General features: G+C 71.0%; 14 protein-coding genes and 1 pseudogene. 9 read left to right on the top strand and 6 right to left on the bottom strand.

Annotated elements, in window-relative coordinates; genetic code table 11:
- The 4 genes from treS to ACIQBL_RS47610 form a co-directional block, all read left to right on the top strand.
- The coding region (gene treS, locus ACIQBL_RS47625) for a maltose alpha-D-glucosyltransferase (RefSeq protein ID WP_401955205.1) at positions 1-1,214 on the top strand (1,214 nt) is incomplete at its 5' end.
- A 28-nt stretch (positions 1,215-1,242) separates the two neighbouring features.
- Positions 1,243-2,604, top strand: a complete 1,362-nt coding sequence (locus ACIQBL_RS47620) for a maltokinase (RefSeq protein ID WP_401955203.1) — start codon at positions 1,243-1,245, stop codon at positions 2,602-2,604.
- 5 nt (positions 2,605-2,609) lie between these two features.
- Positions 2,610-4,805, top strand: a complete 2,196-nt coding sequence (glgB, locus tag ACIQBL_RS47615; RefSeq protein ID WP_401955201.1) for a 1,4-alpha-glucan branching enzyme — start codon at positions 2,610-2,612, stop codon at positions 4,803-4,805.
- A 137-nt stretch (positions 4,806-4,942) separates the two neighbouring features.
- Positions 4,943-6,850 carry an AMP-dependent synthetase/ligase gene (locus tag ACIQBL_RS47610; protein WP_401955199.1) on the top strand — a complete coding sequence of 636 codons (1,908 nt, stop codon included), beginning with the start codon at positions 4,943-4,945 and terminating at the stop codon, positions 6,848-6,850.
- Positions 6,851-6,866: 16 nt separating this feature from the next.
- Here ACIQBL_RS47610 and ACIQBL_RS47605 read toward each other — a convergent pair whose 3' ends face one another.
- On the bottom strand, positions 6,867-7,691 hold the full coding sequence (locus tag ACIQBL_RS47605; protein WP_401955197.1) for a methyltransferase domain-containing protein: 825 nt from the start codon (positions 7,689-7,691) through the stop codon (positions 6,867-6,869).
- A gap of 252 nt (positions 7,692-7,943) precedes the next feature.
- Here ACIQBL_RS47605 and ACIQBL_RS47600 point away from each other — a divergent pair, with 252 nt between their 5' ends.
- The 4 genes from ACIQBL_RS47600 to ACIQBL_RS47585 all read left to right on the top strand — a co-directional run bounded on the left by ACIQBL_RS47600 (position 7,944) and on the right by ACIQBL_RS47585 (position 12,526).
- Positions 7,944-9,320, top strand: coding sequence for an NAD(P)/FAD-dependent oxidoreductase (locus ACIQBL_RS47600; protein ID WP_401955195.1), 1,377 nt, complete (start codon positions 7,944-7,946; stop codon positions 9,318-9,320).
- Between the two features lie 80 nt (positions 9,321-9,400).
- Positions 9,401-11,617, top strand: a complete 2,217-nt coding sequence (locus ACIQBL_RS47595) for an FUSC family protein (RefSeq protein ID WP_401955209.1) — start codon at positions 9,401-9,403, stop codon at positions 11,615-11,617.
- 28 nt (positions 11,618-11,645) lie between these two features.
- The gene (locus ACIQBL_RS47590) at positions 11,646-11,825 is read left to right on the top strand and encodes a hypothetical protein (protein WP_401955193.1); all 180 of its coding nucleotides are present in this window, start codon (positions 11,646-11,648) and stop codon (positions 11,823-11,825) included.
- Positions 11,826-12,076: 251 nt separating this feature from the next.
- Positions 12,077-12,526 carry a cyclic nucleotide-binding domain-containing protein gene (locus tag ACIQBL_RS47585; RefSeq protein ID WP_401955191.1) on the top strand — a complete coding sequence of 150 codons (450 nt, stop codon included), beginning with the start codon at positions 12,077-12,079 and terminating at the stop codon, positions 12,524-12,526.
- A gap of 8 nt (positions 12,527-12,534) precedes the next feature.
- Here ACIQBL_RS47585 and ACIQBL_RS47580 read toward each other — a convergent pair whose 3' ends face one another.
- The 3 genes and pseudogenes from ACIQBL_RS47580 to ACIQBL_RS47570 all read right to left on the bottom strand — a co-directional run bounded on the left by ACIQBL_RS47580 (position 12,535) and on the right by ACIQBL_RS47570 (position 15,031).
- Entirely contained in the window at positions 12,535-13,845 is a 1,311-nt protein-coding gene (locus tag ACIQBL_RS47580) for an MFS transporter (RefSeq protein ID WP_401955189.1), read from the bottom strand.
- 80 nt (positions 13,846-13,925) lie between these two features.
- Positions 13,926-14,216 (bottom strand): annotated as a pseudogene (locus ACIQBL_RS47575) (LysE/ArgO family amino acid transporter); the annotation flags it as partial.
- A gap of 89 nt (positions 14,217-14,305) precedes the next feature.
- Positions 14,306-15,031, bottom strand: a complete 726-nt coding sequence (locus tag ACIQBL_RS47570; protein ID WP_401955187.1) for a TetR/AcrR family transcriptional regulator — start codon at positions 15,029-15,031, stop codon at positions 14,306-14,308.
- Between the two features lie 109 nt (positions 15,032-15,140).
- On the opposite strand from ACIQBL_RS47570, the gene ACIQBL_RS47565 reads away from it, so the two are divergent.
- Positions 15,141-16,361 carry a saccharopine dehydrogenase family protein gene (locus tag ACIQBL_RS47565; RefSeq protein ID WP_401955185.1) on the top strand — a complete coding sequence of 407 codons (1,221 nt, stop codon included), beginning with the start codon at positions 15,141-15,143 and terminating at the stop codon, positions 16,359-16,361.
- A 66-nt stretch (positions 16,362-16,427) separates the two neighbouring features.
- On the opposite strand, the gene ACIQBL_RS47560 is transcribed toward ACIQBL_RS47565, so the two are convergent.
- The gene (locus ACIQBL_RS47560; RefSeq protein WP_401955183.1) at positions 16,428-18,257 is read right to left on the bottom strand and encodes a sensor histidine kinase; all 1,830 of its coding nucleotides are present in this window, start codon (positions 18,255-18,257) and stop codon (positions 16,428-16,430) included.
- Positions 18,254-18,952, bottom strand: a complete 699-nt coding sequence (locus ACIQBL_RS47555; protein WP_401955181.1) for a response regulator — start codon at positions 18,950-18,952, stop codon at positions 18,254-18,256. Before ACIQBL_RS47555 ends, ACIQBL_RS47560 begins: the two co-directional genes overlap by 4 nt.
- Positions 18,953-18,967: the final 15 nt, after the last annotated feature.

The raw sequence follows: 18,967 nt of genomic DNA, 5'->3' as shown, positions 1-18,967 counted from the left end.
CCTTCGACCCCGTCCGCAAGCAGTACTACTGGCACCGCTTCTTCTCCCACCAGCCGGACCTCAACTACGAGAACCCGGCCGTCCAGGAGGAGATCCTGGCCGCCCTCCGCTTCTGGCTGGACCTCGGAATCGACGGCTTCCGCCTCGACGCCGTCCCCTATCTCTACGCGGCCGAGGGCACCAACTGCGAGAACCTGCCCGCCAGTCACGACTTCCTGAAGCGCGTCCGGCGAGAGATCGACGCGATGTATCCGGACACCGTGCTCTTGGCCGAGGCGAACCAGTGGCCCGAGGACGTCGTCGACTACTTCGGCGACTACCAGAGCGGCGGCGACGAATGCCACATGGCGTTCCACTTCCCCGTCATGCCCCGCATCTTCATGGCGGTACGCCGGGAGTCCCGCTACCCCGTCTCGGAGATCCTCGCCAAGACCCCCGCGATCCCGTCGAGTTGCCAGTGGGGAATCTTCCTGCGCAACCACGACGAACTGACCCTGGAGATGGTCACCGACGAGGAACGCGACTACATGTGGGCCGAGTACGCGAAGGACCCCCGCATGCGCGCGAACATCGGAATCCGGCGGCGCCTGGCCCCCTTGCTCGACAACGACCGCAACCAGATCGAGCTGTTCACCGCCCTGCTGCTGTCACTGCCCGGCTCGCCGATCCTCTACTACGGCGACGAGATCGGCATGGGCGACAACATCTGGCTCGGCGACCGCGACGCCGTCCGCACCCCCATGCAGTGGACACCCGACCGGAACGCGGGCTTCTCCTCCTGCGACCCGGGCCGTCTCTTCCTGCCGACCATCATGGACCCGGTCTACGGCTACCAGGTCACCAACGTCGAGGCGTCGATGTCGTCGCCCTCCTCGCTGCTGCACTGGACCCGCCGCATGATCGAGATCCGCAAGCAGAACCCGGCGTTCGGCCTCGGCTCATACACCGAACTCCAGTCGACGAACCCGGCGGTGATCGCGTTCCTTCGCGAGTACGAGGACGACCTCGTCCTGTGTGTCCACAACTTCTCCCGGTTCGCGCAGCCCACGATGCTCGATCTGCGGGAGTTCGACGGTCTGCATCCGGTGGAGCTGATCGGCGGGGTGCGGTTCCCGGCGATCGGTGAACTGCCGTATCTGCTGACGCTCGCGGGGCACGGGTTCTACTGGTTCAGGCTCTCGCGAGTCGCTTCCCGTATCGGCCGACGACTTTGAGGATGTGCCGGCGAAAGGACGCGTCACCATGCCGAAGACCGCACCCCTCCGACTGAGCAGCCCCGGCGGCGAGCGGCCCCCGGCCACGCTCGCCGGACTGCTGCGCGAATGGCTGCCCGGGCAGCGCTGGTTCGCCGGCAAGGACCGGCCGGTGGCCGACCTCGACGTGCTGTCCACGACGGAACTGTTCCCCGGCTGCCTTCATCTGCTGGTCCGCGCCTCCCCCACGGCGGTTCCCGCGCCGGGCGGCACTCCCCCGCCCGGCGACTGCTACCAACTCCTGCTCGGCGTAAGGGAACACGTCTCGCCGCGTCTCGCCCGTGCCCTCATAGGCCGCGTGCGCGAGGGGCCGTTGGCCGGTCTCGTGGTGTACGACGCCCTGCAGGATCCGCGGTCGGCGGAGCTGCTGCTGGAGCGGCTGCGCCATCCCGGTACGGCGGGTCCCCTGCGCTTCGAGGCGGACCCGTCGGTGTCGGTGCCCGCCGGGCTCACGCCCCGGCTGCTGGACGCGGAGCAGTCCAACTCCTCGCTGGTGTACGGCGACCGGTTCATCCTGAAGGTGTTCCGGCGCATCCAGCCCGGCGTCAATCCGGACCTGGAGCTGCCGGGGGCGCTGGCCGCGCAGGGCTGTACCCGGGTCCCCGCGCCGGTCGCGTGGTTCCGGACGGCGGAGCCGCGGGCGGCGACGCTCGGTGTGCTCCAGCCGTTCCTGCCGGACGCCTCCGACGGCTGGGCACTCGCACTGCGCGCACTCGCCACTGGTGACGAATTCACCACGGAGGCCCATGAGTTGGGGCAGGCCACCGCCGATGTCCATCTCGCGCTGGCCGCGGCCTTTCCGTCCGAGAGGGCTACGGGAAACGCACACACGGCGACCGCGATGACCGAACGGCTGGAGGCCGCCGCACACTCCGTGCCGGCGCTGCGGCCGTTCGTGCCGGGGCTGCGCACCGCGTTCGGCGCGCTCGTCGGCCGTGACGCCGGGCCGCCCGCCCAGCGCGTCCACGGCGACCTGCATCTGGGGCAGGTACTGCGGGCCGGCCGCGACTGGTTCGTCATCGACTTCGAGGGCGAGCCGTCCAAGCCGCTGGCCGAGCGGCGCAGCGCGCAGTCCCCGGTGCGGGACATCGCGGGCATGCTGCGCTCCTTCGACTACGCGGCCCGGCAGCGCCGCCCCTGGCGTCCGGAGTGGGCGCGCCGCTGCCGGGAGGCCTACTGCGCGGGCTATGCGGTCCGGGCCGGCTGGGACCCCCGCACCAAGCACGCCCTGCTGCGCGCCTACGAGACGGACCGCGCTGTGTATGAAGTGCTGTACGAGGCCAGACACCGTCCGGACTGGCTTCCCGTACCCATGGCGGCGATCGAGCGTCTCGCTGTCCGAGGAGGCTGAACTCCGTGGCTCTGCGCGACACTTCACCTCAGGAGGCGGGTGGTTCGCCCACGACCGCTCCCCTCGGCCCGGCCGACCGCGACCGCCTGCTCGCGGGTGCCCACCACGACCCGCACGCGCTGCTCGGCGCGCATCCGGTGCCGGGCGGGTTTGCCTTCCGGGCGCTGCGTCCGTACGCCCGTGCCGTGAGCGTCGTGATCGACGGCATGCGCAGCCCGCTCACCTCGGAAGGGGGCGGTCTCTTCTCCGGCGTACTGCCGCTCGACGCGCTCCCGGCGTACACACTGCTGGTGTCGTACGCGGAGGGCGACGAGCACGAGGTCCACGACCCGTACCGCTTCCTGCCCGCCCTCGGCGAACTCGATCTGCACCTCATCAGGGAGGGCCGGCACGAGGAGTTGTGGAAGGCGCTCGGCGCGGAGCCGATGACGCACGGCGGGGTGGCCGGTACCCGCTTCACGGTGTGGGCGCCGAACGCCCAAGGGGTGCGTGTCGCCGGGGACTTCAGCTCCTGGGACGGGACGGCGTTCCCGATGCGGTCCCTGGGTTCGTCGGGTGTGTGGGAGCTGTTCCTGCCGGGTGTGGGCGAGGGTGCCCGCTACAAGTTCGAGATCACCTCCCGGCACGGCGAGCGCTTCCTCAAGGCCGATCCGATGGCCCGCCGTACGGAGGTACCGCCCGCCACGGCGTCCGTCGTGACGGCCTCGCACTACGAGTGGGGCGACGGGGAGTGGCTCGCGCGCCGGACGGAAACCCCGGTCCACGAGGCACCGTTCTCGGTCTACGAAGTCCATCTCGCCTCCTGGCGGCCCGGCTTGACGTACCGTCAGCTGGCCGTCGAACTCCCCGCCTACGTGAACGACCTCGGCTTCACCCACGTCGAGTTCATGCCGGTCGCCGAGCACCCCTTCGGCGGCTCCTGGGGCTACCAGGTCACCGGCTTCTACGCGCCGACCTCCCGCCTCGGCACCCCGGACGACTTCAAGTTCCTGGTCGACGCACTGCACCAGGCCGGTATCGGTGTGATCATGGACTGGGTGCCGGCGCATTTCCCCAAGGACGACTGGGCGTTGGCCCGGTTCGACGGGGAGCCGCTGTACGAGCCCGGGGATGCGCGGCGGGCCGAGCATCCGGACTGGGGGACGTACGAGTTCGACCTCGGGCGGACCGAGGTGCGCAACTTCCTTGTGGCGAACGCCGTCTACTGGTGCCAGGAGTTCCACATCGACGGCCTGCGCGTGGACGCCGTCGCCTCGATGCTCTACCTCGACTACTCACGCGACTCGGGCCAGTGGACCCCGAACGTCCATGGCGGACGCGAGGACCTGGACGCGGTGGCCTTCCTCCAGGAGATGAACGCGACCGTCTATCGGCGGGTGCCCGGTGTCGTGACCATCGCCGAGGAGTCGACCGCCTGGGACGGGGTGACCCGGCCGACCGACACCGGCGGACTGGGCTTCGGTCTCAAGTGGAACATGGGTTGGATGCACGACTCGCTCGGCTACATGGCGCACGAGCCCGTCCACCGCAGGTTCCACCACCACGAGATGACCTTCTCCATGGTGTACGCGTACAGCGAGAACTACGTGCTGCCCATCTCGCACGACGAAGTCGTCCACGGGAAGCGGGCGTTGGTGTCGAAGATGCCGGGCGACTGGTGGCAGCGGCGCGCCGACCACCGCGCGTATCTGGGATTCATGTGGGCCCACCCCGGCAAGCAACTCCTCTTCATGGGCCAGGAGTTCGCCCAGGGCGCGGAGTGGTCGGAAACCCACGGCCCGGACTGGTGGCTCCTGGACCCCGCCTACGGCGCGGAGGCGGACCACCGGGGCGTACGCGACCTCGTCCGCGACCTCAACACCGTCTACCGCCACACCCCCGCCCTCTGGCAGCTCGACACCTCCCCCGCCGGCTTCCGCTGGGTGAGGGGCGACGCGGCCGAGGACAACGTCTTCGCGTTCCTGAGGTTCGACGCCGAGGGCTCCCCTCTTCTCGCCGTCAGCAACTTCTCCCCGGTCGTGCGGCACGACTACCGGCTCGGTGTCCCGGACGACATCCCCGCCTGGCGCGAGGTCCTCAACACCGACGGCGCCGCCTTCGGCGGCAGCGATGTGACCAACCCGGATCCGGTCAAACCGGAGGACGGTCACCTCCGGCTCACGCTCCCGCCTCTCGCGACGGTGTGGCTGACACCGGGGTGAATCCGGCGCGCCGCCAAACTCGGCAAGGGCACTTCACTGTTCCCCTCACCTATCGCTCACACCTGGGCTACATTCGAGCACCGTCGATAACAGTAATGATCGGCAGGGTCACGCCCCGTACAACCCAGGAGCAGCGCATGCGCGACTTCGCCGTCGCTCCACCCCCCACCTCCACCCTCAACGGCGGCCTCGCCGACAGCATCTTCGAGACCGCGGTCCTCAATCCCACCCTTCCGCTGATCGCACGCCGGACCGACCCCTCCTCCACGGAGTGGGAGGAGGTCACGGCCGTAGAGCTGCGGGACGAAGTCGTCGATCTGGCGAAGGGACTGATCGCCTCCGGGATCTCGCCGGGCAGCCGGGTCGCGATCATGGCCCGTACCCGTTACGAGTGGACGGTGCTCTGCCACGCGCTGTGGGCGGTGGGCGCCGAGGTCGTGCCGGTGCATCCGACGTCCTCGCGGGAGCAGGTCGAGTGGATGCTGCGGGACGCCGGCTGCGTGGCCGTGGTCGTGGAGGACGAGCAGGGCATCATGACGGTCGGCACGGTGTGTGCAGCGCTGCCGCTGCTGCGGCACGTCTGGCAGCTGGACGCCGGGGCGCTGCCCCAACTCGTCGAGCGGGGCACGTACATACCGCAGACCACGGTGGACTCGCTGCGCCGGATCGTGATGCCGGACTCGACCGCGGTCATCGCCTACACCTCGGGCACCTCGGGCCGTCCCATGGGCTGCGCGCTGAGCCACCGCAGCCTGGCCAGCCCCTGCGACACACTGCTCGCGGGCTGGTCGCACACGGCGGCACCCCCGGGGCAACAGCCGGCCGTCCTGGCCTTCCTGCCCTTCTCCCACGTGTACGGCCTGATGATCCAGGCCCTGTGCATACGCGGCGGCTGGGTGATGGCCCACGAGCCGGAGATGACGGAGGCGGCGCTGGTGTCGGCGCTGCGCACGTTCCGGCCCACCTATCTGTACGCGGTGCCGTCCATCTTCGAGAAGATCTACAAGAACTTTCTCCGTACGGCCCAACAGACCGGCCGGGGCGCCCTGTTCGAGCGGGCGGCGGCGACCGCGCGGGACTTCGCCGCGGCCGAGGAGAGACAGCGACTCGGCCGGGGTTCGGGACCCGGTTTCGATCTGCGGCTCCAGCACGCCGTGTTCGAGCGGACCATGTACCGCAAACTGCGCTCCGCGCTGGGCGGCCGGGTGGTCCGCGCCACGTCGGGCGGCTCGTCCCTGAGCCGTGAACTGTCCTTGTTCTACGCGGGCATCGGCATCCTCGTGCACGACGGCTACGGGCTCACGGAGACCGCAGGCGGGGTCACGATGCAGCCGCTGGGCCGGGAGAAGATCGGCACCGTCGGGCAGGCGCTGCCGGGCACGGAGATCCGGGTGGCGGAGGACGGGGAGATCCTGGTCCACGGCCCTTCGGTGTTCCAGGGCTACATCAACGACGAGCGGGCCACCCGGGCCGCGCTGTACGGGGGTTGGCTGGCGACCGGGGACATCGGGCGGCTGGACACCGAGGGGTATCTGACGATCACCGGCCGCAAGAAGGACATCATCATCACCAGCAGCGGCAAGAGTGTGGCGCCTGCCGCGCTGGAGAACCGGCTGCGGATGCATCCCCTGATCCACCAGGCGGTGGTCGTGGGCGACGACCGTCCCTGTGTGGGTGCGCTGCTCACCCTGGACCCGGAGTTCGTGGCGCACTGGCGGGCCGGTCTCGCGATGCAGAGCGACGCGCGGGGCCGGGAGGCGCGGGAGGAGAACGCGCTGCGGGAGGAGATCACGCGGGCCGTGGCGGCCGCCAACAGCCCTGTGGGGCGCGCCGAGTCGATCCGGGTGTTCCGGGTGCTGCCGCAGCCGTTCGACGTCGCGGGCGGGCTGCTGACGCCGTCGATGAAACTGCGCAGGGACGCGATCGTGCGGCACTACGCGTTCGAGATCGACGCGATGTACCAGGCACGCGCGCGTACCCCGCGGCAGTCGACGGCCGACGAGCAGCTCACCGGCTGGGACGACGCGGACAACGTGTTCCGCTGAGGTCACCGGCCGGGGGTCACTCCGGGCGGTGGGCGACGACCGCGAACATCGTCACGGACATGTGCAGCGCGCCCTGTTCGGCGGCCTCGGTGAGGTCGGCGTAGGCACGGTCGCGCTGGGCCTCGGTGAGCGCGCCGCGGCGCACGGCGGACTCGCCGAGCATGCGGATCAGCGGCCAGACGACCGACCGGTGGTCCTGGAGGAGCGCCTGGGAACCGCGGTCGTCGACGACGAGACCGGCCGCGCCGAGCTGGCCGACGAGCCGGCGTCCCGCATAGGGGTTGGCCGCCCCGGCGAGCGCGCCCGAGATGAACGCGGCCATGGTCTCCGGGTCCCCGGGGTGCAGGATCGTGGTCGCCCAGTCGGTGTCGAGCAGGGCCACGCGTCCGCCGGGGCGCAGCACACGGGCCATCTCGGCGACGGCCTTGTCCGGCTCCTCTAGGTGCTGGAGCACCCGTTCACACCAGACGAGATCCACGGAGGCGTCCGGCACGGGCAGGGGTACCGCGTAGCCGTCCATAAAGCGGGCCGGGTTGCCCGCCTCGGCGGCGCGTTCCTGGGCGATCGTGCGCAGCCCGGCATTGGGCTCGACGCCGAGCGCCGACCCGGTGTCCCCCACCGCCGCGGCGAGTTCACGGGTCGTCGAGCCGGTACCGGACCCGATGTCGAGGGCACTCTCGCCGGAGCGCGGGGCGAGCGCCTCGTGCGCCCATGCCCGCAGGCGTCGTACGCCGGGATTGGCTTCCTGTACGTCGAGGGCGGCCACCAGGCGCGTCACGTTGCCGGCGTCGATGTTCTCGGTGCGGAAGCCCGACCCGGGCTCGGGCTGCGTGTGCGACATGGCACGCACTCTACGGTCCGTACCGGTCGTCGACGGGGTGGTCGAAGGTCATTCCGGTATGCCTTTTGTTCACGCGTCCGCGGCGTACGGAGGGCGTCGGCGGGGCATGCTGGTGCTCCACGCGTACGTCTGCCTGCCGCGCTCAGCTGGCGGAACGGCTTCCGGCACGGTGGGATCGATGTGGGTGTGCGAAGCAGCGATCCAGGGGCAGGCGTACGGCGTCGAGGCAGACCGCCCGGAGCCGCAGAAGGGATGAACACCGTGACACGACCGAGGATCCTGGTGGTTGGCGCAGGCTTCGCTGGAGTGGAGTGCGTTCGCCGCCTGGAACGGAATCTGAACACCGACGAGGCGGACGTCACCCTGGTGACGCCGTTCTCGTACCAGCTCTATCTGCCCCTGCTGCCCCAGGTCGCCTCCGGCGTCCTGACCCCGCAGTCGATCGCCGTCTCGCTGCGCCGCAGCAAGAAGTACCGCACCCGGATCATCCCGGGCGGCGCCATCGGCGTGGACATCAAGGCGAAGGTCTGTGTGATCCGCACGATCAACGACGAGATCGTGAACGAGCCCTACGACTACATCGTGCTCTCCCCCGGCAGCATCACCCGCACCTTCGACATCCCCGGGCTGACCGATCACGCCTTCGGCATGAAGACCCTCGCCGAGGCCGCCTACATCCGCGACCACGTCATCACACAGCTGGACCTCGCGGACGCGAGCGACGACCCGGCGGAGAAGGCGTCGCGGCTGCAGTTCGTGGTGGTCGGCGGCGGCTACGCCGGTACCGAGACGGCCGCCTGTCTGCAGAAGCTGACGCACGCCGCGGTCAAGCGCTATCCGCGTATCGACCCGGGTCTGATCAAGTGGCACCTCATCGACATCGCGCCGAAGCTCATGCCCGAGCTGGGCGACAAGCTCGGCAGGAGCGCGCAGGAGATCCTGACCAAGCGCGGTATCGACATCTCCCTGGGTGTCTCCATCGCCAAGGCGGGGCCGGAGGAGGTCACCTTCACGGACGGGCGGGTGGTGCCGACCCGGACGCTGATCTGGACGGCCGGTGTGGTCGCCAGCCCGCTGATCGCCACCCTCGGTGCGGAAACGATTCGGGGGCGGCTCGCGGTCACCGCCGACATGAACCTCCCCGGGCACGACGGGGTGTTCGCGCTCGGTGACTCCGGCGCGGTGCCGGACGAGGCCAAGGGCGGGGACGGCGCGATCTGCCCGCCGACCGCGCAGCACGCCATGCGGCAGGGCAAGGTGGTCGCCGACAACGTGATCGCGACCCTGCGCGACCAGCCGCTGAAGCCGTACGTCCACAAGGACCTCGGGCTCGTGGTGGACCTCGGCGGCAAGGACGCGGTGTCCAAGCCGCTGGGCATCGAACTGCGCGGTCTGCCCGCCCAGGTCGTCGCCCGCGGCTACCACTGGTCGGCGCTGCGCACCGGCGTCGCCAAGGTCCGTGTCGCGACGAACTGGACGCTGAACGCGGTGGCCGGCGACGACTTCGTGCGCACCGGCTTCCAGGCCCGGAAACCGGCCACGCTGAAGGACTTCGAGTACACCGATTCGTATCTCTCGCCGGAGCAGGTGCGGGAGCGCGTCGAAGGGGCCGGGTCCCAGGAGCCGTAGCATCGGTGTCACGGATCTTGGCGTGAACCTGGGGAGAGTACGGCGGCGTGAGGGCAGCGGGACGGGCGGCGTGGGCACGGATGCGGTATCGCGTCGCGGCGTCCGATCCCGGACTGCTGCGGCTGACGGCCGGGCTGCGGACGGTGGCCTCGATCGCGCTCACGCTGGCCGTGCTCTCCCTGCCGCGTGCCTCGGTGCCGCATCTGGTGGCCGGGGCGATGGCGGCGATGGTCTCCACGTTCGCCATCCGCGAGAAGCAGCGCGGTCAGCAGGCGGTGACGCTCGCGCTGGGGCTGCCGGTGGCGCTGGCCTCGGTGTCGCTGAGCGCGCTGCTGAACTCGCGGGTGGTCGCCGGTGACGTCTTCTTCGTCCTGCTGATCTTCGGCGCCGTCTACAGCCGCCGCTTCGGCGACCGCGGCACGGCCCTCGGCCTGATCGGCTTCCAGATCTACTTCCTGTCCCTGTTCGTCGGCGTGACCGTCTCCGCACTGCCTCGGCTGTACGGCGTGCTCGGCGTCGCCTTCGTGTGCAGCGCGCTGGTGCGGTTCGCGCTGGTGCCGGAGACGCCCACGGGGACGCTGGACCGGCTGCGGCAGGCGTTCCGGGCGCGGTTCGCCCAACTCGTCACCGCGCAGCTCGCGTTGCTCGACGCCGGTCCCGACGACATGGAGAAGGCCCTCGCCGACGTACGCGAGGGCACCGCGCGGCTGCACGAGACGGCGCTGCTGATCCAGGGCCGGCTGGAGGACGGGACCTCCGACGAGACGGTGGCACGGCTCGTGCAGCGCCGTATCGCCGACGCCGAGGTCGCCGCCGAACGGCTCGGACTCCTGCTGCTGACCGCGCGCAGCGCCGAACGGGGTCACACGCTGACCCTGCATCTGCCGGGCGCACCCGTCCCCGCCGGCGAGCGGCTGCCCAGGCGGGACGAGACGACCGACACGCTGCGCCGGGATCTGGAGTCGCTGCGGCTGCTCGTGCTGCGGCCGTCGGGCTCGGACGCCGGCACCGCGCTGGCCCGTGTGCGCAACCGGCTGCTGGGCTATCGCGAGGAGGAGAACCTGCCGCCCGCCTCGGACGCCGTGCAGGACGTGTTCCGGGGCATCGGTGAGGCCGGGCGGGCTGTGCTGGGGCTGCGGATCGCCGTGGACGGGCCGCAGGACGAGTCCGAGGACACACCGGCGACGACCCGCTCGCGCGAGGAGCTGGACGCGGAGGACGTCGCCATCGCGGGCAGCGAGGAGGCCGAACGGGAGGACGCCGAGCGCACGGGGCTGCGGCGGCCGACCACGCGAGCGGCCGTGCAGGTCGCCGTCGGATCCTCGCTGGCCATCATCGGCGGCGAGTTCCTGTCCAGCCAGCGCTGGTACTGGGCGGTGCTGACCTGCTGGATCGTGTTCCTCAACACCTCGTCCACCGGCGAGATCCTGGTCAAGGGCTACCGGCGGCTGCTGGGCACGGTCCTGGGTGTGGTCGCCGGTATCGGTCTGGCGGGCCTGGTCGGGCACCACACGTGGACGGCGTTCGCGCTGGTGCTGCTGTTCATCTTCGCGATGTTCTACACGGCACCCCTGTCCTACACGCTGATGTCCTTCTTCGTGACCGCGATGCTGGGCCTGCTCTACACGCTGCTGCACACCTACAGCGCGTCCGTGCTGGTGCTGCGGATCGAGGAGACGGCGCTCGGCGCGGCCTGCGGGGTGGTCGCGGCGGCGCTGGTGCTGCCGGTGCACACGGACCGCCGTACGAACGAACTCCTCGGTACCGTGCTGGCGCGGCTCACGGATGTCACCGAGGCCGCGGTCGACCAGCTCAGCCGCGGGGCAGCGGCCGAACTGCTCGACAAGGCACGGGACTTGGACCAGGCACTGGCCGACCTGAGCGCCTCCACGCAGCCGCTCACCCACCCGATCACGCCGTTGCGGGCCCGGCGGGACACGGCACGGTATGTCGTCGCGCTGCTGGAGACCTGCGCCTATCACGCGCGCTATCTGGCCGCGACCGCCGAGCTGCTGCCCACTCATCCGTCGATAGCGGCCGATCCCCGGCTGCGTGCGGCGGGGCGCCGGATCGCGCACAACATCGGGGTGATCGGCGCCCACGTCGCCGGCGAGGATCCCGTGGGCGAGATCGAGACCGGGCCGAGCATCGCGTCCCTGCTGCGCCCCGGTACGCCCGGCACCCCGCGCTACGGCCGCGTCACCGACCGCGTGCTGCGGCATCTGCAGCGCCTGGACGAGGCCGTGGTGGGCCTGGCCCGCCCGCTCGATGTGCCGATCGGCGCGCCCGCACAGTGAACTCCGCCTACGGGGGTAGACGGTGTACATGAGCGATGTCGTGGACTCGGACGAACTGCTGCGGCGTATCCAGCGGGCCAGGGCCTTCGCCGCCCGGGAGGCGCACACCTGGTCGGAACAGGGCGACCCCGTGCGGGAGGTGGCCTACGAGGTCGTGCTGCGGGTACTGGACGAGATCGTGACCCCCGGCCGGCATCCCGCGAAGTGAAACCGGTCACGCGACCGGTTCAGGTGGGTACGAAATGCCCGTGGATGGTTTACGGTTCATTCACACGTGGTCACGGAGTCGACTCTACGGTCCTCCGGCGCCACCGCTTAACGGCCCTGGCTGGTCTCCCCCGTCCAGCCAGGGCTTTTTCATGCCCTGATTCCGTCCCCCGAGGTGCCCGGGACGCCGGCAGAGGCTCAAATGGGCGTAGGGAGAATTCCGGATCCGCTGCCGGCGAGGAGCCCTGTGCCATGACCAAAGCGATAAAACTGCTGACCGCGCTGCCCCAGACCCAGCGCGAACGGCTGATGGAGCTCGCGCACGAGGTCTCGTTCGCCGAGGACTCCAGGATCTTCGAGGCGGGCGGTACGGCCGACCGCTTCTGGGTGATCCGCTCCGGCGCGGTCTCGCTCGACCAGCGGGTGACGCCTGACCAACGGGTCACCGTGGGCACACTCGGGGCGGGCGACCTGCTCGGCTGGTCGTGGCTGTTCCCGCCGTACCGGTGGGACTTCGGCGCGGAGGCGTTCAGTGCCGTACGGGCCTACGAGTTCGACGCGTCGGCCGTTCTCGCCCTGTGCGTGGAGGATCCGCTGCTCGGGCTGTCCCTGGTCCGGATCGTCGCGGAGATCCTCGCGCACCGGCTGGAGCTGACCCGGGGCAGGCTGATGGAGCACTACGCGCTCCATCGGCATGTCTGAGCGCGCCCTCAGACGCGATAGCGGCGCAGTGCCGGGACCGTGAAGGCCAGGGTCAGCATGATGACGACGACCAGGATGCCGCCGCCGGCGACCGCCGTGCGGGGCCCGAAGGCCGAGCCCGCCGTGCCGTGCAGGACGTCGGCCAGACGGGGCCCGCCCGCCACCACGACGGTGAAGACACCCTGCATACGGCCGCGCATCTCGTCGGTCGCGGCGGACAGCAGGATCGCCCCGCGGAACACCATGGAGACCATGTCGGCGACCCCGGCGGCGGCCAGGAACGCCACGCCGATCCACAGGTTGCTGCTCAGGCCGAAGCCGGTGATGGCCGCGCCCCAGGCGACGACCGCGCCGATCACCATCCAGCCGTGCCGGCGCGCCCGCGAGAACGTGCCGGAGAACAGTCCGCCGACCACCGCCCCGATGGGGATCGCCGCGAACAGCATGCCGAGGGCGAGACCCTCCCCGTAGGGCGCGTAGGTCTGGGCGGCGAGCTGTGGGAACAGGGCGCGGGGCATGCCGAAGACCATCGCGATGATGTCGGCCAGGAAGGACAACAGCAGCACCTTGTGCAGCGAGATGTAGCGGAAGCCGGCGACGATCTCCCGCCGGCCCGCGCGGCGCGGTGTCGCGGACTCCAGGGGCGGCAGAGAGGGCAGCCGGACGACCGCCCAGAGCGTGACGCACAGGGCCAGCGCGTCGATGAGATACAGCTCGGGCAGGCCGATCACCGGGATGAGGGCGCCCGCGAGGAGCGGTCCGACGACCTGGCCGGTCTGCATCACGGTCGAGCCGAGGGCGTTGGCGGCGGGCAGCTGCCCGGCGGGCACCAGGCGGGCGATGGAGGCGTTGCGGGCGGGCGCGTTGAGGCCCCAGAAGGCCTGCTGCATCGCGAGCAGCACCATCAGCGCGGCCACCGATTCGAGCCCGGTGACTGCCTGCACCCAGAACAGCACCGAGGTCACGGCTATGCCGCTGTTGGTGATCAGGAGCAGCTTGCGGCGGTCCATGCTGTCGGCGAGCGAGCCGCCCCATAGCGCGAACACGATGAGCGGCAGCAGCCCGGCCATGCTGGCGGCGCCGACCCAGGCGGAGGAGCCGGTGATGTCGTAGATCTGCTTGGGTACGGCGACGGCGGTGAGCTGGCTGCCGACGGCCGTGACGATGGTCGAGGACCACAGGCGGCGGTAGGCGGGGATGCGCAGCGGGCGGGTGTCCATGGCCCAGCGGCGCCAGCCGCGCCGGGGCTCTGGCGCGGGTTCCTCGGCCTTCGCCGACTCCGGTTCCGTGCCGCTGTCGGTGCTCTCGCTCGTGTCCACTGGCTTCCTGGTTGCTCGCTACATCTAATCGGCCGGGGTTCACTATCGCAGCACCGGCTGCGCCTGCCGAATCCGCCGTCTCACGCCCCGGCGGCCAGTGTTGCGCCGAGACCGATCATCGTGGCGGCGACCAGACCGTCCACGACCCGCCAGGCCGCGGGCCTGGCGAGGAAGCGGCTGAGCAGGCGGGCGCCGAAGCCGAGCGCGGTGAACCAGCACAGGCCGGCACACACCGCGCCGGGTCCGAAGGTCCAGCGGAGCGGGCCGCGGTCGGCGGCGATCGAGCCGAGCGGGAAGACGGCGTCCAGGTAGACGTGCGGGTCGAGCCAGGTCATCGCCGGACAGGTGAGGACGGCCCGGCGGCGCGGCCCTCCGCGCCGACGAGGCGATGTGGCGGCCGACGTACCGCTGTACGGGCAGCAGTGGAAGCGGGACTCGCCCGCCCTGGCTGCCGTGGCGGTCACGGAGACGGCGGCGGAGACGCTGCGAGGTTGGCCAGCCGGAGGGCCGCGCTGTCCAGCAGCATCTCCAGTGCCGTCGGATACGCGCTCTCCACCATGCGGGTCGCCAGCAGCGGGGCCGCCTCGGCGATGCGGGGGTGGGTGGTGCGGGGCAGGCGGGCGTAGGTCGAGCGCCACATCGCCTCGTCGGCGCGGAGGGCCGCGCTCGGCAGGGCCAGGGACGCGGCGTCGAGGGCGGCGAAGGCCAGGGTCTGGTCGATGAACGCGTGGTAGATCCGCACGGTGTCGGGCAGCGGGAAACCGGCCGTGCGCAGGACGTCCAGTACGGCCTCGTCGGCGGCCAGTTCGTTGGGGCGGCCGGTGACGCGGCTCGCCGTCAGCTGGGCGGCCTGTGGGTGGGCCACGTAGACGGCGTGGATGCGCAAGCCGATCTCGCGCAGGTCGGCCCGCCACTCCCCCGTCGGCTCCCAGCCGCGCAGCGCCCGGCCGACGAGGGCGTCGCCGATGGCCAGGGTCAGTTCGTCCATGCCGCGGAAGTAGCGGTAGAGCGTGCTGGGGTCGGCGTCCAGGGCGAGGCCCAGGCGGCGGGCGGTGAGGCCCGCACTGCCGTGCTCGCGCAGCATGCGCAGGGCCGTGTCGACGATCAGCCGCTCGGACAGGACCGTGCCGCTCTTGGTGGGACGGCGCCGTCGCCGTTTCTCCTCGGACACCACCGGTTTCGGCATCGCGGCCTCCCTGTGTCTCCTCGCCGTCCTTATGCCAACGCCATTGACCTTATCCGTGCGACCGGCGTTGTATCGCCGGTGAGATATCGGCAGTGAAGGAGTTCTCGCCATGCGTGTACTGCTCGTGGGAGCCGGTGGTGTGGGTACCGCGATCACCCGGATCGCGGCCCGGCGTCCGTTCTTCGACGCGATGGTGGTCGCCGACCACGACCTGTCCCGTGCGGAGGCGGCGGTCGCCGCGCTCGGGGACGCCGGCGCCCGGTTCCGTGCCGCGCGGCTGGACGCGAGCGACGAGGAGGCCGTCGGGGCGGCGCTGCGTGCGCACGAGTGCGACGTGCTGGTGAACGCGACCGACCCGCGCTTCGTCCTGCCCCTGTTCCGTGCGGCGCGGGCCGCCGGGGCGAACTATCTCGACATGGCAATGTCGCTGTCCCGGCCGCACCCCGAGCGTCCGTACGAGGAGTGCGGGGTCAAGCTCGGGGACGCGCAGTTCGCGGAGGCCGACGACTGGGAGAAGGCGGGTGCGCTGGCGCTCGTCGGGATGGGCGTGGAGCCGGGGCTCTCGGACGTGTTCGCGCGGTACGCAGCCGACGAACTCTTCGACGAGATCGAGGAGATCGGCATCCGCGACGGTGCGAACCTCACCGTCGACGGCTACGACTTCGCGCCCTCCTTCTCCATCTGGACCACGATCGAGGAGTGTCTGAACCCGCCGGTCGTCTACGAGGCCGGCCGCGGCTGGTTCACCACGGAACCGTTCAGCGAGCCCGAGGTGTTCGACTTCCCCGAGGGCATCGGCCCCGTCGAGTGCGTCAACGTGGAGCACGAGGAGGTGCTGCTCGTCCCGCGCTGGGTCGACGCGAAGCGGGTCACCTTCAAGTACGGCCTCGGCAATCAGTTCATCGACACTCTGAAGACCCTGCACCTGCTGGGCCTGGACCGCACCGAGCCGGTCACCGTGCCGAGTGCCGCGGGACCGACTGCTGTGTCGCCGCGGGACGTTGTCGCCGCCTGTCTGCCCGACCCGGCGACCCTCGGCGACCGTATGCACGGCAAGACCTGCGCGGGCACGTGGGTGCGCGGCACGAAGGACGGCGCGCCGCGCGAGGTGTACCTCTACCACGTGGTCGACAACCAGTGGTCGATGGCGGAGTACGGCTCCCAGGCCGTGGTCTGGCAGACGGCCATCAACCCGGTGATCGCCCTGGAGTTGCTCGCCACGGGCGCGTGGACCGGCTCGGGCGTGCTGGGCCCGGAGGCGTTCCCGGCCGGCCCGTTCCTGGACCTGCTGACGGCGTACGGCTCACCGTGGGGCCTGCGGGAGCAGTGACCGCGCTCACCCAGCGGAGTTGACGGGGCGTCAATCACATCCCGGCGGCCGGGAGTTGAACGGTCTTCAATCCCCTTCCGGTGCACGGGAGTTGGGCAGGCGCAGGGCGAAGACGGAGCCCGCGCCGGGGGCGCTCGCCGCCTCGACCGTGCCGTCGTGGGCGGCGACCAGGTCCCGGACGATGGACAGGCCCAGGCCGCTGCCCCCGGTGCGGCGGCTGCGGGACTGGTCGGCACGCCAGAACCGCTCGAAGACGTGCGGGAGGTTCTCGGGCGCGATGCCGGTGCCGGTGTCGGCGACGGTGAGGACGATGTCGTCACCGTCGCGCCAAGTCGTCAGCGTGACGGTGCCGTCGGCGGGCGTGTGGCGCAGCGCGTTGGACACGAGGTTGCCGAGCACCTGGCGCATGCGTACCGGATCCGCCTCCAGCCAGAGGGAGTTGTCGGTCTTGCCGGTCAGGGCGACCCCGGCCGTGTCGGCGGTGACGCGGTAGGCGGCGACGATCTGGTCGACGAGGTCCTCGACGCGCACGGGTTCGCGGTGCAGGCGCAGGGTGCCGGCGTCGGCGGCGGCGAGGTCCTGGAGGTCGTCGATGACCCGCTGGAGGACCATCGCCTCCTCGTGGAGGGAGCCGAGGAGTGCCGGGTCGGCCTCGACGAAGCCGTCCCGGGTGACCTCCAGCCAGCCGCGGATGTTGGTGAGGGGGCTGCGCAGTTCATGGGCGATGTCGCTGACCATGGCCTTGCGCTGGGCCTCCATGCGTTCCCGGCGTTCGGTCAGGTCGTTGAACGCCTCGGCGAGGATGCCGGTCTCGTCCCGGCTCCTGACCGGCACCCGGACGTGCAACTCCGGTGGCTGCTGGGCCGCTTCGGTCAGTGCGCGCAGGGGTCGTACGAGCCTCGTGGCGACGACCGCCGTCACCAGGACCGTGAGCGCCAGTACGGCCGCCGCAGCGCCGACGACCTTGGCCTTGTTCGCCGGGGAGACGTCGAAGCGGGGTGCGGTGGTGTCGCCGCCGCCCAGGAAGAGTTCGGCCACCGGGGCTACGTAGGGGGCGAGTTGGGCGCGGCGGGCGTTGTCGCTGCAGGTCTTCACCGTCCGCATGTCCGCCGTGTCGCCCACCTTGGCGTACGCGCCCGGCAGGTAACGGGAGTCGAGGCTCTTCTCCGTGATGTCGACCGAGAAGTACATCGGGTTCCTGTCGACGATGCCCTGCTGCTGGAGGCAGGCGCGGGTGCGCACGGTCAGGTTCCTCAGGGCCGCGGTCTCGGTGGCGGTCGGGGCTTCCAGTTTCCCGTCGGCGCACCGCTCCGGCACATAGTCGGCGGCGCGGGTCCCCTCCGGCTCGACGATGACGGGACGGCCGCTCGGTGTCGTCGCGATACTCGAGTCGAGGCCGTACTGAGCGAAGCACGCCAGCCGCACCACGGCCAGTTTCCGCAGCAGCAGGCGCTCGGCGGTGGGCAGCCGGTACGGGCCCACGACCCGGGGGTCGAGGCCGCTGAGCTGTGCGCCCTGTTCCGTGTACGTGTCGGTGTGCAGGGGGTCGACGCTCGCGGCGGCGCGGGGCGGCAGGGAGGTGCCGCGCGGGGCTGAGTCGGCGATGAGGGTGCGGTCGGAAGAGGTGAGGGCGATGCGGCGGCCCATCTTCTTCGACAGCGCGCGGACGGTGGGCGTGACGCCCTTCCAGTCGGGGTGGGTCGCGGCGTATCCGCTGAGCCGCGCGAGGATGCGCATGTCGTCCGCGAGGTCCTGTCCCTGTTCCTCCTGGATGGCCCGGGTGGTGGTCTCCACCGCCAGCCAGGCCGTCGCGCCGACCGAGCAGAGGGCGATCAGCACGGTGGCGACGAGCAGCCGGACCAGGAGCCGTTTGCGCAGCGGTATCCGGGGCGTCACGCGCGACCGCCGCGCAGCTTGTAGCCGACGCCGAACACGGTCAGCAGCCGGACCGGCCGGCGCGGGTCGGCCTCTATCTTCCGGCGCAGGTTCATGATGTGGACGTCGACCGCCCGTTCCGTGGACGCCCGGTCCAGGCCCCGGGTGTACTGGAGCAACTGCCGCCGGGAGAAGACCCGTTCGGGCTCGGCGGTCATCGCCAGCAGGATCTCGAACTCGGCCGGCGTGCAGTCGACGGGCACCCCGTCGCAGCGCACCTCGTGCCGTAGCGGATCGACGGACAGGCCCGCCGCCCGTGCGACGGTGGCCTCCTGGCGGTCCTCGGTGGTCCGGCCGCTGCGCCGCAGGACCGTGCGGATGCGGGCCATCAGCTCGCGCGGACTGTAGGGCTTGGTCATGTAGTCGTCGGCGCCGAGTTCCAGGCCGAGCAGGACGTCGTCCTCGGTGGAGCGGGCGGTGAGCATCAGGACGGGGATGTCGTCCTCGCCGCGCAGCACCCGGCACACCCCGAAGCCGTCGATCACGGGCAGCATGAGGTCGAGCACCACGAGGTCGGGTCTCAGTTCGCGGGCCGCCGCGATGGCGGCGGCCCCGTCGTGGACCACGGTCGCGGTGTGGCCCTCCGTCAGCAGGGAGCGTCGTATCAGCTCGGCCTGCATCGCGTCGTCCTCGGCGACCAGTACATGTGCGCACACCTGGCGGATCCTAAG

The sequence above is a fragment of the Streptomyces sp. NPDC088350 genome (assembly GCF_044753545.1).
Taxonomy (GTDB): Bacteria; Actinomycetota; Actinomycetes; order Streptomycetales; family Streptomycetaceae; genus Streptomyces.
The sequence above is the reverse complement of the archived record's forward strand: the minus strand, read 5'-3'. Positions and strand labels throughout refer to the sequence as shown.